Source organism: Streptomyces sp. S3(2020), assembly GCF_013044505.1.
Classification (GTDB): domain Bacteria; phylum Actinomycetota; class Actinomycetes; order Streptomycetales; family Streptomycetaceae; genus Streptomyces.
Window position 1 is genome coordinate 1 of record NZ_JABERD010000127.1, and the last position, 13041, is coordinate 13041.

Below are 13041 nucleotides of genomic sequence, written 5' to 3' on the forward strand. Positions count from 1 at the left end.
GAGGTGCACAACACCTACGGCCGGCGCCACAGCTACCTGCTCCGACCGGACGCCTCCGGGGTGGCGGAGGTCGACAAGGCGTTCTACGTCTCGCCGTTCTTCCCGGTCGACGGCCGCTACCGCATGCCTCTGCCCCCCCCCGGGCCCCGGCCCCACCCCACCGTCACGGTCGGGCCCGCCGGTCCGGCAGTTCGTACGGCCGGCCGCGTTGTTGCCCGCCACCACGTCCGCGGGCCATGTGCGGGCACTGCTGACCGGGTCGCCCGAGGTGTCCGGGGTGCTACTCGTGGACACGCACGGGGTTCCGGTCCGGTCGGTGCACCGCTCCCGCTTCCTGCTGTCGATGTCGGGGCGCTACGGGCACGCTCTCTACGCCGATCGCCCCGCGGCCAAGCTGGGCGATCCGCCGCGCACGGTGGGCGTCGACGCCACCGCGTGGGAGGTGCTCGACGTGGTGGCGGTCGGCGACCGGGACCGCACCTCGGACGACGTGGCCGTCGTCGACCGGTACGGCCGGTGCGTCGGCGTCGTACGTCTCGCCGACCTCGTACGGGCGTTGGCCGAGTCCCGGGTCGAGGAGGCGGCGAGCCTCAATCCGCTCACCCGGCTGCCCGGTTCGGACGCGATCACCGGTGAGGTGGACCGGCGGATCGCGGACGGGCGGACGTTCGCGCTGAGCTGGCTGGACGTGGACCACTTCAAACAGGTCAACGACGGGGCCGGGTTCGCGGCGGGCGACGAGTTGATCAGGTCGGTGGGGCGGGCGCTGCGGCACGCGGCGTCGGGCAGCACTCACGTGGGTCACATCGGCGGGGACGACTTTCTCGTGCTGGCCGATCCGGACGGGCTGGATCCGGTGGCTGCCTCGGTGCTGGACGCGCCCTGGTCGGCGGGCGGGAATCCCGTGTCGCTGTCCCTGGCCACGGTGGTGTGCACGCCGGGCAGCGTCATGGACCATCGGCAGGCGGCGGCCTGGCTGGCACCGCTCAAGAAGGCCGCGAAGTCGATCGGCGGGGCGAGTTGGGTGCTGGGCCGTGCGGGAGTGAACGGGCACGAGGTCAGACGTGGGGCGGGGGCCTCCGCCACGCCGGCGGGGTACGGGGTGGCGGAACCCGGCCGGAACTGAGTGGCTCACCACGAAGAGCTCCCGTGCCTCCAACCGTTGCTGTCCGCGTCCTTGACGCCCCCTGGACACCGGTGAACACTTCCGGTGTCAGTCGACATCGTCGTACATTCTCGGCGTATCCACGCACTGCGCCGCGCGGGCCCGGCTGAGGCCAAGGCCTGTTCCCTCACGGGCGATTCGGCTGCGACGGCACGCTCGTCACGGACGCCGGGCGGGGCGCGGGACCTCCCTGCCTTCGGCTGAAGTCGCCATGGGAACGCACCCTGCACGGAGGACCGGGGTCGAACACCCCGGGCCAGGGCCTAGGAGCCGCCATGAGCAACGGAGACGTATTTCTCGGAGAGACCATCGGTACCGCGATCCTGATCCTCTTCGGCGCGGGAGTGGTCGCCGCAGTCGTACTGAACTACTCCAAGGCGAAGGACGCGGGCTGGGTGGTCATCGCGTTCGGGTGGGGTTTCGGCGTGCTCGCCGGGGCCTACACCGCCGCACCGCTGTCCGGCGGCCACCTCAACCCGGCGGTGACGCTCGGGATCGCCATCGACACGGGCGACTGGGACCAGGTCCACATCTACATCGCCGGGCAGATGGTCGGCGCCATCCTCGGCGCGGTCCTGTGCTGGCTGGTCTACTTCGCCCAGTTCCAGGCCAATGCCGAGGAGGACAAGGCGCAGCCGACGCTGGGGATCTTCTCTACCGCGCCCGCGATCCGAAATCCCGTGGCCAACCTCATCACGGAGATCATCGCGACCGTCGGCCTGGTGCTGCCGATCCTCGCCTTCGGTCTGACCGAGGGTCTCGGTACGTCGGGCACCACGGTCCTGATCGTCTCGTTCCTGGTGGTCGGCATCGGTCTGTCGCTCGGTGGTCCGACGGGATACGCCATCAACCCGGCCCGTGACCTGGGCCCGCGCATCACCCACGCCTTGCTCCCGATCCCCAACAAGGGCACCTCTGACTGGGGTTACGCGTGGATCCCGGTGGTGGGGCCGCTGATCGGCGGAGCGCTGTCCGGGCTCATCTTCAACGCAGCGTTCTGAAGCATCCGACGAAGGGGACGTCATGACGGACAAGTTCGTCGCCGCGATCGACCAGGGCACCACCTCCAGCCGTTGCATCATCTTCAACCAGGACGGCGCCATCGTCGCCGTCGACCAGCGTGAACACCGGCAGATCTTCCCCAAGCCCGGCTGGGTGGAGCACGACGCCACCGAGATCTGGTCCAAGGTGCAGGCGGTGGTGGCCGGGGCGATCGCCAAGGCCGGGCTGCGCGCCGACCAGCTGAGCGCGCTCGGCATCACCAACCAGCGCGAGACGACGGTCCTGTGGGACCGTGCCACCGGCAAGCCGGTGCACAACGCGATCGTGTGGCAGGACACCCGCACCGCCGCGCTGACCAAGCAACTCGGCGGCTCCGACGGGCAGGACCGCTTCCGCGAGCAGACCGGGCTGCCGCTGGCCACGTACTTCTCCGGGCCGAAGGCGGCCTGGCTGCTCGACAACGTGCCCGGGCTGCGCGCGCGTGCCGAGAACGGCGAGATCGCCTTCGGCACCGTCGACTCCTGGCTGATCTGGAACCTCACCGGCGGCACGGACGGCGGACGGCACGTCACGGACGTCACGAACGCCGGCCGCACCATGCTGATGAACCTCGAGACCCTCCAGTGGGACCAGTCCATCCTCTCCGCGATGAACATCCCCGAGGCGGTCCTGCCCGAGATCAGGTCCTCGGCCGAGGTGTACGGCACCGCCGTCGGCCAACTCGCCGGTGTGCCCGTCGCCTCGGCCCTCGGTGACCAGCAGGCGGCGGTGTTCGGGCAGGCCTGCTACGACGTGGGCACCGCCAAGAACACGTACGGGACGGGCAGCTTCCTGCTGCTCAACACCGGCAACCGGCCGGTGGCGTCGAAGAGCGGGCTGTTGACGACGATGGGCTACAAGATCGGCGGTGAGGCGCCGGTCTACTGTCTGGAGGGGTCTATCGCCATAACGGGCGCGCTCGTCCAGTGGTTCCGGGATCAGCTCGGGATCATCCGTACCGCCGACGAGATCGAGCCGCTGGCGGCGAGTGTCGAGGACAACGGCGGGGCGTACATCGTGCCCGCGTTCTCCGGTCTGTTCGCGCCCTACTGGCGCTCCGACGCGCGCGGTGTCATCACCGGGCTCACCCGGTACGTCACGAAGGCACACCTCGCGCGCGCGGTGCTGGAGGCGACGAGCTGGCAGACGCGCGAGGTCGTGGACGCCATGTTCCAGGACTCCGGGGTGCACATCACGACCCTGAAGGTCGACGGCGGCATGACCAAGAACAACCTGCTGATGCAGCACCAGGCGGACGTACTCGATGTGCCGGTGGTCCGCCCGAAGGTCTCCGAGACGACCTGCCTGGGCGCGGCCTACGCGGCCGGGCTGGCCACGGGTGTGTGGAACGACCTGGACGAGCTGAAGTCGCACTGGCAGAAGGACGTCGAGTGGACGCCCGCCATGGAGTCCTCGGTGCGGGACCGTGAGTACCACAACTGGCGCAAGGCCGTGGAGAAGAGCTTCGCCTGGCAGGAGGACGGGGAGAACTAGCGGCACGCGTGTGTGCGCTGCGACGACCCGCACGCACGCGTGGCGCTCATGAGACGCGGCCCGTACCCCGGTCGGCGGGGGTACGGGCCGTTCCCGTGGATCAGGTCGTGACGGCGGTCCGGCGGCGCTCCGCCGCGTAGGCCATCGCGTGCCGGACCACGCCGATGAGGACGTCCTTGACCGACTCACGGTCTCGGGCGTCGCACAGCAGCAGCGGTACGTCCTCGTCGAGGTCCAGGGCCTGGCGGACCTCCTCGACGGGGTAACGGGCCGATCCCTCGAAGCAGTTGACGCCGATCACGAAAGGTATGGAGCGTCGCTCGAAGTAGTCGACGGCGGCGAAGCAGTCCTCCAGGCGGCGTGTGTCGGCGAGCACGACGGCACCGAGCGCGCCCTCGGAGAGCTCGTCCCACATGAACCAGAACCGTTCCTGCCCGGGCGTCCCGAAGAGGTACAGCACCAGGTCCTCGCGCAACGTGATGCGGCCGAAGTCCATGGCCACGGTGGTGGTGTGCTTGCCCTCCACGCCACGCGTGTCGTCGACGGGACGGCCTGCCTCGGTGAGCAGTTCCTCGGTGCGCAGCGGCCGGATCTCGCTGACCGCGCCCACGAGCGTGGTCTTGCCCACGCCGAAGCCGCCGGCCACCAGGATCTTGAACGTGACGGGCTCGACCGGGGGCTTGCCGCGCTCAGAACGCCCGAAGATCATCGGTCTCTTCTCCTGCTTGCTGGGGGTGGGGCGACGGTGGGCCGTAGCCTCCGCCGCCGGGGGTTTCGATGACGAGTACGTCGCCGGGGCCGACGTCGGCCGCGTCGCTGCCGCCGAGTTCGGTGACCGTGCCGTCCGCGCGCTCCACGCGGTTGGCGCCCAGCGCTCCGGGCGCGCCGCCCGCCATGCCGTACGGCGGGACCCGGCGGTGCTGGGAGAGGGTCGAGACGGTCATGGGCTCCAGGAACCGGATGCGGCGCACCGCACCGTCCCCGCCGCGCCACCGTCCGCCACCGCCGCTGTCCGGCCGTACGGCGAACTCGTCGAGCCGGACGGGCAGCCGCCACTCCAGGACCTCGGGGTCGGTGAGCCGCGAGTTGGTCATATGGGTCTGGACGGCGGGCGCTCCGGGGAAGCCGTCGCCCGCGCCGGATCCGGAGGCGACGGTCTCGTAGTACTGGTGGCGGTCGTTGCCGAAGGTGACGTTGTTCATGGTGCCGGAGCCCTCGGCCTGGACGCCGAGCGCCGCGTAGAGGGCGCCGGTGATGGCCTGGGAGGTCTCGACGTTGCCGGCGACGACGGCGGCCGGCGGCTGCGGCGCGAGCATCGAGCGGGGCGGCACGACGATCGTCAGGGGGCGCAGACAGCCGTCGTTGAGGGGGATGTCGTCGGCGACCAGGGTCCGGAACACGTACAGGACGGCCGCGTTGACGACCGCGAACGGAGCGTTGAAGTTGCTGTCCAGTTGGGCCGAGGTGCCGGTGAAGTCGACGGTCGCGGAGCGGTTGTCGCGGTCCACGCGCACGCTTACGCGGATGACGGCGCCCGAGTCCGTCTCGTAGGAGTACTCGCCGTCGTCGAGGGTGTCGACGACCCGGCGAACGGCGTCCTCGGCGTTGTCCTGGACGTGCCGCATGTACGCCTGGACGACGTCGAGGCCGAAGTTCTCGATCATGCGGGCGACTTCGTCGACGCCCTTCTGGTTGGCGGCGATCTGGGCGCGCAGGTCGGCGAGGTTGGTCTTCGGGTTGCGGGAGGGGTGGCGCGCCTCGGTGAGAAGGCGGAGGGTCTCGTCCTCGCGGAAGCGGCCGTTCTCGGCGAGCAGCCAGTTGTCGAAGAGGATTCCCTCTTCGTCGATGGTGCGGCTGTTCGCGGGCATGGAGCCCGGGGCGATACCGCCGATCTCGGCGTGGTGGCCTCGGGAGGCGACGTAGAAGAGGATCTCCTGGTCACTCTCCGTACTTTCGGTGCCTTCGGTGCCTTCGGTGCCTTCGGTGGCGAAGACCGGGGTGATCACCGTGACGTCCGGCAGGTGGGTGCCGCCGTGGTACGGGTCGTTCACCGCGTAGGTGTCCCCCGGCCGCATCCTGGCGCCGCGACGCCGGATGACCTCCTTGACGCTGGTGCCCATCGATCCCAGGTGGACGGGGATGTGCGGGGCGTTGGCCACCAGGTTTCCGTCCGGGTCGAAGAGCGCGCAGGAGAAGTCCAGGCGTTCCTTGATGTTGACGGACTGGGCCGTGGATTCGAGGCGGGCGCCCATCTGTTCGGCGATGGACATGAAGAGGTTGTTGAAGACCTCCAGCAGAACCGGGTCGGCTTTCATGTCGAGATCGGAACTCTCCGTAACCACCGCACGTTCCATGACCAGATGCCCGTCGTCTCGCGAAACGGCCTGCCAGCCGTCGTCGACGACGGTCGTCGCGCCGGCCTCGGTGATGATCGCGGGGCCGGTGACCATGTCGCCGGGTGGCAGGTCCTCGCGGCGGTGGAGGGGTACGTCGCGCCAGGCGCCGCCCGTGTGGAGGCGGACGGTTCCGGGAGCGGCGGTGTGGCCCTGGTACGGGGTCAGGGCCGAGAGATCGGGGGGTTGAGTGATGCCGGTGGCTTCGACGGAGAGGGCTTCGACGACGATCGGGCGGTCGAGCGTGAAGGAGTACGTGGCGCGATGACGTGCTTCGAAGACCTGGCGCATCTCGCCGGGCTCGGTCAGCTCGACGGTGAGGGTGGTGTCGGTGCCGTCGTAGCGGAGTTGGGCGCGGCGGGTGACGCGGATGCGGTCGTCCGGGACGTCCTCGGCGCGGAGTTCGGCGCGGGCGGCGCTCTCCAGGTCGTCGGCGGTCTTGCGGACGGCCGGCATCGCGGCGGCCTCCAGGGGGGCCTCGACGGACTGTTCCCGCATGGCGGTGGTGTCCGCGAGGCCGATGCCGAGTGCGGAGAGGACACCGGCCATGGGGGGCACGAGGACGGTGCGGATGCCCAGCGATTCGGCGACCCTGCACGCGTGCTGGCCGCCGGCACCACCGAAGGTGGTGAGGGCGTAGCGGGTGACGTCGTGGCCCTTCTGGACGGAGATCCGCTTCACGGCGTTGGCGATGTTGGCGACCGCGATCTGGAGGTAGCCCTCGGCGACCTGCTCGGGTGTGCGCTCGTCGCCGGTCCGCTCGCGGATCTCGCGCGCGAGGGCGGCGAAGCGGTCGCGGACGAGTTCCGCGTCGAGCGGCTGGTCGCCGTCGGGGCCGAACACCGCGGGGAAGTGGGCGGGTTGGATGCGGCCGAGCATGACGTTGGCGTCGGTGACGGCCAGCGGGCCGCCTCCGCGGTAGCAGGCGGGGCCCGGGTCCGCGCCCGCCGAGTCCGGCCCTACGCGGTAGCGGGAGCCGTCGAAGTGGAGAACCGAGCCGCCGCCCGCCGCGACGGTGTGGATGTCGAGCATGGGGGCGCGCAGCCGGACGCCGGCGATCTGTGTGGTGAAGACGCGTTCGTACTCGCCGGCGAAGTGGGAGACGTCGGTGGAGGTGCCGCCCATGTCGAAGCCGATGACGCGGTCGAAGCCGGCGAGTTGCGACATCCGGGCCATGCCGACGATCCCGCCGGCGGGTCCGGACAGGATGGCGTCCTTGCCGCGGAACTGACCGGCTTCGGCGAGACCGCCGTTGGACTGCATGAACATCAGCCGTACGCCGTGGAGTTCGTCGGCGACGTGCTGGACGTAGCGGCGCAGCACGGGAGAGAGGTAGGCGTCGACGACGGCGGTGTCACCGCGCGGGACCAGTTTCATCAGCGGGCTGACCTCGCTGGAGAGCGAGATCTGCGGGAAGCCGATCCGGGCGGCCAGCTGTCCCACGGCCTGTTCGTGGGCGGGGTGGAGGTGGCTGTGCATGCAGACGACGGCGACGGCGCGGATCCCGTCGTCGTACGCCTCCTGGAGCGGGCCGGCAAGGGCGTCCAGGTCGGGCGCGCGCAGGACGGTGCCATCGGCGGCGATGCGCTCGTCGACCTCCACGACCCGTTCGTGGAGCAGCCCGGGGAGTTCGATGCGGCGGGCGAAGATGTGGGGGCGGTTCTGGTAGGCGATGCGCAGGGCGTCGCGGAAACCGCGGGTGACGATCAGGAGGGTCCGCTCGCCCTTGCGTTCCAGGAGGGCGTTGGTGGCGACGGTGGTGCCCATGCGGACGGCTTCGACAGGGTCCTGGGAGCCGTTCAGCAGTTCACGGACGCCGGTGACCGCGGCGTCGGAGTAGCGGGCCGGGTTGTCGGAGAGCAGTTTGTGCGTGAGCAGTCGGCCGTCCGGGCGACGCGCGACGATGTCCGTGAAGGTGCCGCCCCGGTCGACCCAGAACTGCCAGCTTGTCGTCACGTCCGTCTCCCCGATCGCGCAGTTCGGCACCGTATCCGCAGAGTGGCGGCAGACCGTCCGCGGATGGTCGTCGACGATCGGTCAGATCATATCGGGAGCGCTGTTGCGACGCCCGGTCCGCTCGGCCGGAGGGCGGGCGTGCGGCCGCGTTCCCCGGGGCCGTCCGTGAGCGGCTCGCGGCGCCGGGGGAACGGCCGCCTTCGGGGGCGGGGCACTCGGTCAGAGCGCCCGGAGGCCGTTGATCACATCACGCAGAATGCTCTCGTCCGGCAGCTCGGCGGGCGGCACAGGCCGGTTCACATGGACGAACTCCGCGTCCACGAGGTCACCCACCAGAACCCGCACCACGCCGATGGGCAGGTCGAGTTCGGAGGACAGCTCGGCGACCGACTGCGGGGTGTCCCGGCACAGGTCCACGATGTCCACGTGCTCCGGGGACAGCGTGTGGTCGCCTTCCGGATCGTCCGCCTGAGTCTCCGCGACGACCACCGCGATGAGGTCGAGGCGGTGCTGAGCCGCACTGGTGGTGCGGCCACGCGTCATGGCGTACGGGCGGACGACCGGTCCGGCCTCGTCGTCGAACCAGTGGCTTCTTCCCTGACCGTCTGTGCTCATGTCATCTCACTACCCGCCCTGAGGCAGATCGGTGCGTGGAGTGGATGCCAGATGTACACCGACCCGCTTGACGAGGAGCGTCATCTCGTAGGCGACCAGGCCGACGTCGGAGTCCGCGTCCGAGAGGACGGCGAGGCAGCTGCCGTCGCCGGCGGCGGTCACGAACAGGAAGGCGTCGTCGAGTTCGACGACCGTCTGCCGGACGTTGCCCGCCTCGAAGTGGCGGCCCACGCCCTTGGCGAGGCTGTGGAAGCCGGAGGCGACGGCGGCCAGGTGCTCGCCGTCCTCCCGTGTCAGGTCGTTGGACACCCCCGTCGCCAGCCCGTCGCCGGAGAGCACGACGGCCTTGCGGATGCTGGCGACGCGGTCGACCAGGTCGTCCAGGAGCCAGTTGAGCTCTCCGGAGTTGGTTGTGCCGTGGCCGGTCGTCTTCGGTGCGGTCATCGACCGTCCCCCTTAGTTCCTCGTGGTGCTGTGCCGCTGTGGGTGTCGTCGCCCGCGGCGTCGTTCTCCGCACGGCCGCGCTGCCAGCCGCGCTGGAGCGATGCCATACGGCTGCGTACCTGGTCGGCGTCCCGCTCGTCGATCCCTGTGCTGTCGTCGGTGCGGCGCCCGGCCGGACTCTGCTTCAGCTGCGGGGCCAGGTTGGCCTGGCGTACGCGGCGGGGCAGCGGGCCGGTGCCCGGGGCCGTCTCCCGCGGTGTGGCGCCGCGTCCGATCGGCTGGGACGTGGCGTCGGCACCGGTCTCCTGCGGCACAGGGCGGGAGCCGGTCCGCTCCAGGGCGGCGCCGGGGCCTCTCTGGTGGGGTGCGACGCCTTCTGGAGCGGCCTTGAAGGACTCGCCCGCGCCGCTCGACGCGATCTCGGCACGCCGGGTGCGTCTGGGGAGGACGGGGGCGCCGGGCTGCGCCCCGCCGAGTTCGCGGCCCGTGGGGCCCGTGACGGTCGGGGTTTCGGCGCGCTGCTCGTCCAGGCGGTCGGCGACACCGGTGGCGAGGCGCTGCGGCCCCGTCGCGCGCCTGCGGGCGGGCAGCGGCGGGGACTCCTGGGGAAGCGACCGGTTCGGGCCCGCCGTGGCCTCGTCCTCGCTCTGCTCCCGCTGCTCGGTCACCGGGCGGCCGTGCGAGCTGACCAGCTTGGGGGTGTGGCGGCGGGGCAGCGCCACCGGGGCGTTCAGGTCGTGGTCGGGGGCGTCCTGGCGGTCCTCGCCCGGGGTGGCGTCCGTGCGGACCAGGGAACGGCGCGGGCGGAACAGTCCGCCGCGTTCGCTGTCCTCGTCGTCGAGCGCGCCGGGGAAGTCATCGATGGCGTCCAGGTCGACCGGCGCCTCCAGCTCGACGGGACCGTCCAGGAGCCCTCCGGAAAGGCCGGGCAGCGGCACCGGGACCTGGGCGAGCTGGGCCCGGCGGGCTTCCTCCAGCTCGGCCTCCTTGGAGGGCTGGGGGCGGTCCAGACGGAAGCCGATGCCGTTGGTGTCCGGGATGTCGTCCGTCAGCAAGGCGTTCGGGATGAACACGACGGCCGTCGTGCCGCCGTACGGCGACGGCTGGAGCGAGACCCGGACGTTCTGCCGCTGGGCGAGCCGGCTGACCACGAACAGGCCCAGCCGGTCGGTGTCGGACAGCTCGAACTCCGGTGTCTCCGCGAGCCGGAGGTTGGAGTCCAGGAGGGCGTCGGCCGCCATGCCGAGGCCTCGGTCGTGGATCTCCAGGGTGAAGCCGTTGGCGACGCGCTCGCCCAGCACCTGGACGGCGGTGTGCGGCGGGGAGAACACCGTGGCGTTCTCCAGGAGTTCGGCGACCAGATGCGTGAGGTCCGCGACGGCCGGACCGGTGACGGCGACGCGCGGGAGCCGGCGGACCTCGATGCGCTCGTAGTCCTCGACCTCGGCGACGGCGGCGCGTACGACGTCCATGAGCTGGACGGGCTTGCGCCACTGCCGGGAGGGGGCGGCGCCGGAGAGGATCACGAGGCCCTCTGCGTGGCGGCGCATACGGGTGGTCAGGTGGTCGAGGCGGAACAGGTCGGCGAGTTCGTCGGTGTCCTCGGTCCGGCGCTCCATGGTGTCGAGCAGGGTGAGCTGCTTGTGCAGGAGCACCTGGCTGCGGCGGGCGAGGTTCACGAAGACCTCGGAGACACCGGCGCGGAGCTCGGCCTGCTTGACGGCGGCCTCGACGGCGGCGCGCTGCAGGGTGTTGAGGGCCTGACCGACCTCGCCCATCTCGTTCTTGTCGTACTCCAGACGCGGGACCTCGGTCTCCACGTCGACCTGCTCCCCCGCGGACAGTCGGCGCATGACGCTCGGGAGCCGTACGCCGGACGCCTCGTGGGCCTCGAGGCGCAGCTGCCGAAGGTCGCGGATGAGACCGCGGCCGATGCGCACGGAGAGGACGACCGAGAAGAGCAGGGCGAGCAGGCCGAGGACACCGGCGACGGCCGCCTTGACGATGACGCCCATCGCGACGGGCTGCACCCGGTCCTGATAGCGGTCGCCCGCCTGGTCGTTGAGGGTGGCGAGTTCGTCGAGCACGCTGGCGGCGGTGGCGTCCCAGCTCTTGGCGGTGATGAACCGGGGGGTGCCGGGCTCGGAGTCGACGACGATCTTCTCGGCGGAGCGCAGCGACGCGGTGGAGGCGTTCTTCCAGAACCTGTCGTAGCGTTCGCGTTCCGTCGCGGGCAGCACCGGCAGGCTGACGTCGTACAGCACGGTGCGCTGCGCGATCAGGTCGGAGACCTCGCGGATCTCTCCGTGCGTGAGATCGCCGACCACGAGGGCGGAGCCGAGCAGGGCGTCCTCGCGGGAGAGGAGTTCGCGGGCGCGGGTGATGTTGACGAGGGCGCGGGCCTGCTTGTCCATCTCCACGCTGTCCACCCCGTCGAGGGAGGCCAGCAGGGCGTAGCAGGGGTCCACGAGACGGTTGTAGCGCTCCAGTGCCTGGGAGCGGTTCACCGCGTCTTCCTCGACGCTGCGGCGCAGCGAGTCGACGCCGTCGAAGGCGTCCAGTACGGCGGTGAGGCGTTCCTCGTCGTCCTGGTCCATGCCGTCGCGGACGTCGGGGTCCTTTGCGCTCTGACGGATCTTGGCGATGGCGTCGTCGGTGGCCGTGCGGGTCTCGCGGAGCGCGGCGAGCGCGTCCGAGGCCCGTGGGTCGGCCAGATAGACGAGGGTCTGGCGGCGTTCCTGCTGGAGGACGCGGACGGTGTCCTCGGTGGGGTAACCGAGGTCCTCGACAACCGTCGACACCTGGAACAGCTGGGCGACCGCCCGTCCCGTGAGTACCGTGGCGAAGCCCCAGATCGCTGTCAGGGACACCAGCGGCACGAGAAGCAGCGCCACGATCTTCCGGCGGATCGACTTCCCGCGAAAGCGCATGGCCTCCCCCAGCTCGACCCCCGGCGGGCGGGGGTACGCATGTACGTCAACAAACGGCGCGAGCCTACTACCGTCACACAGTTAACTCGAAGACCTGTCCGGAGGACGAACTTCCTCACCGGCGCGGCGAGATGGGGAGTTGTCCGGGCATTGCGGGAGATTGCCTCCCTGAAACACGTGGCGGCGGTTCATTCGGATCCGGCCGTAACGACTGGCCAGTTGGCCAGAATTTTTCGTTTCTTGGGAATCTTCAGAGCGTCTCGTTCGTCCTACTCTTCGGGAAATGGGTGCAGAATCGGCCACACGAGCCGCATCCCGCACCCGGGCGGCGTAAAACAGCGCAAGCCGGGCAGCCACTGGGGAGCCGTGTGTTCGCACACGGAGCGAGGGGTCTGCTGGCGGTGGGGAGTGACACGTTGATGGGCACGGCGGAGCGGCATGAGGCGCTCATGGACGGCGCTGCGGCGCACCAGGCGGAGCGGCAAAGTCCCGAGGCACCGGATCGCGACAATCCAGCGCACGAGGACGGGCCCGGGTCCGGGACCGCCGAGCATGCCACGCCGGAAGAGGAGCCGTACTACCGGCCGTTGTGGATCGACGAGGCCGCGCCACGGCGTCGGATGCCCGACCCGGTGCGCAGGTCGGCGGTGCGGGCGGTCCTGATCATCGCGGTGACGCTGGTCCAGGCGATGGTGGCGTTCCTGTGCACCCTGGCCGGATCCTGGCTGGCGTTCCCGATGGTCATCAGCAGCGTGGCGAGCACCGTGGTGGCGACGTGGGGCGCCCTGGACATCTGGGTGACCCGTCAGGTGTGGAACCAGCGCAACGGCGTCGTGTCGGCCCCGAGCAGCACCGCCCGGGCCCTGCGGCGTGAGCTGCGCAGGGCCCGGCGCCAGGCGCGGGCCGCCGAGCGGGCGCAGGCCCGGATAGAGCGGCGGGGCGGCGCGGGGCAGTTGTCGCACTCCTGAGAGGGCGACACCGACCCGCGCGGGGCCCCGCACCC

At 70.8% G+C, this 13041-nt stretch carries 8 protein-coding genes and 2 pseudogenes; 5 read left to right on the top strand and 5 right to left on the bottom strand.

Annotated elements, in window-relative coordinates:
* From HLK59_RS51355 to glpK, 4 genes and pseudogenes are all read left to right on the top strand, one after another.
* A pseudogene (locus HLK59_RS51355) lies at positions 1-150 on the top strand (DUF1365 family protein); the annotation flags it as partial.
* Positions 151-166: 16 nt separating this feature from the next.
* Positions 167-1126 (top strand): annotated as a pseudogene (locus tag HLK59_RS32000) (GGDEF domain-containing protein); the annotation flags it as partial.
* Between the two features lie 314 nt (positions 1127-1440).
* Entirely contained in the window at positions 1441-2166 is a 726-nt protein-coding gene (locus tag HLK59_RS32005) for an MIP/aquaporin family protein (RefSeq protein WP_171145063.1), read from the top strand.
* 22 nt (positions 2167-2188) lie between these two features.
* On the top strand, positions 2189-3700 hold the full coding sequence (gene glpK / locus HLK59_RS32010; RefSeq protein ID WP_171145064.1) for a glycerol kinase GlpK: 1512 nt from the start codon (positions 2189-2191) through the stop codon (positions 3698-3700).
* A 100-nt stretch (positions 3701-3800) separates the two neighbouring features.
* On the opposite strand, the gene HLK59_RS32015 is transcribed toward glpK, so the two are convergent.
* The 5 genes from HLK59_RS32015 to HLK59_RS32035 form a co-directional block, all read right to left on the bottom strand.
* Positions 3801-4409, bottom strand: coding sequence for an ATP/GTP-binding protein (locus tag HLK59_RS32015; protein ID WP_171145065.1), 609 nt, complete (start codon positions 4407-4409; stop codon positions 3801-3803).
* Complete coding sequence (locus HLK59_RS32020; RefSeq protein WP_171145066.1) at positions 4390-8049, bottom strand: hydantoinase B/oxoprolinase family protein; 3660 nt, start codon at positions 8047-8049, stop codon at positions 4390-4392. The genes HLK59_RS32015 and HLK59_RS32020 overlap by 20 nt, the downstream gene beginning before the upstream one ends.
* Positions 8050-8268: 219 nt before the next feature.
* On the bottom strand, positions 8269-8664 hold the full coding sequence (locus HLK59_RS32025) for a DUF742 domain-containing protein (RefSeq protein ID WP_171145067.1): 396 nt from the start codon (positions 8662-8664) through the stop codon (positions 8269-8271).
* 9 nt (positions 8665-8673) lie between these two features.
* The gene (locus HLK59_RS32030) at positions 8674-9108 is read right to left on the bottom strand and encodes a roadblock/LC7 domain-containing protein (RefSeq protein ID WP_171145068.1); all 435 of its coding nucleotides are present in this window, start codon (positions 9106-9108) and stop codon (positions 8674-8676) included.
* The gene (locus HLK59_RS32035; protein WP_171145069.1) at positions 9105-12038 is read right to left on the bottom strand and encodes a nitrate- and nitrite sensing domain-containing protein; all 2934 of its coding nucleotides are present in this window, start codon (positions 12036-12038) and stop codon (positions 9105-9107) included. The genes HLK59_RS32030 and HLK59_RS32035 overlap by 4 nt, the downstream gene beginning before the upstream one ends.
* Positions 12039-12457: 419 nt before the next feature.
* On the opposite strand from HLK59_RS32035, the gene HLK59_RS32040 reads away from it, so the two are divergent.
* Positions 12458-13006: a hypothetical protein gene (locus tag HLK59_RS32040; RefSeq protein ID WP_171145070.1), complete on the top strand. Its 549-nt coding sequence runs from the start codon at positions 12458-12460 to the stop codon at positions 13004-13006.
* Positions 13007-13041 lie beyond the last annotated feature (35 nt).

What these genes read in the sequence shown, in the direction of transcription:
- HLK59_RS32005 (WP_171145063.1), top strand. Translation starts at nt 1,441, where the DNA reads ATGAGCAACGGAGACGTATTTCTCGGAGAGACCATCGGTACCGCGATC.
- glpK (WP_171145064.1), top strand. Translation starts at nt 2,189, where the DNA reads ATGACGGACAAGTTCGTCGCCGCGATCGACCAGGGCACCACCTCCAGC.
- HLK59_RS32015 (WP_171145065.1), bottom strand. Translation starts at nt 4,409, where the DNA reads ATGATCTTCGGGCGTTCTGAGCGCGGCAAGCCCCCGGTCGAGCCCGTC.
- HLK59_RS32025 (WP_171145067.1), bottom strand. Translation starts at nt 8,664, where the DNA reads ATGAGCACAGACGGTCAGGGAAGAAGCCACTGGTTCGACGACGAGGCC.
- HLK59_RS32030 (WP_171145068.1), bottom strand. Translation starts at nt 9,108, where the DNA reads ATGACCGCACCGAAGACGACCGGCCACGGCACAACCAACTCCGGAGAG.
- HLK59_RS32035 (WP_171145069.1), bottom strand. Translation starts at nt 12,038, where the DNA reads ATGCGCTTTCGCGGGAAGTCGATCCGCCGGAAGATCGTGGCGCTGCTT.
- HLK59_RS32040 (WP_171145070.1), top strand. Translation starts at nt 12,458, where the DNA reads ATGGGCACGGCGGAGCGGCATGAGGCGCTCATGGACGGCGCTGCGGCG.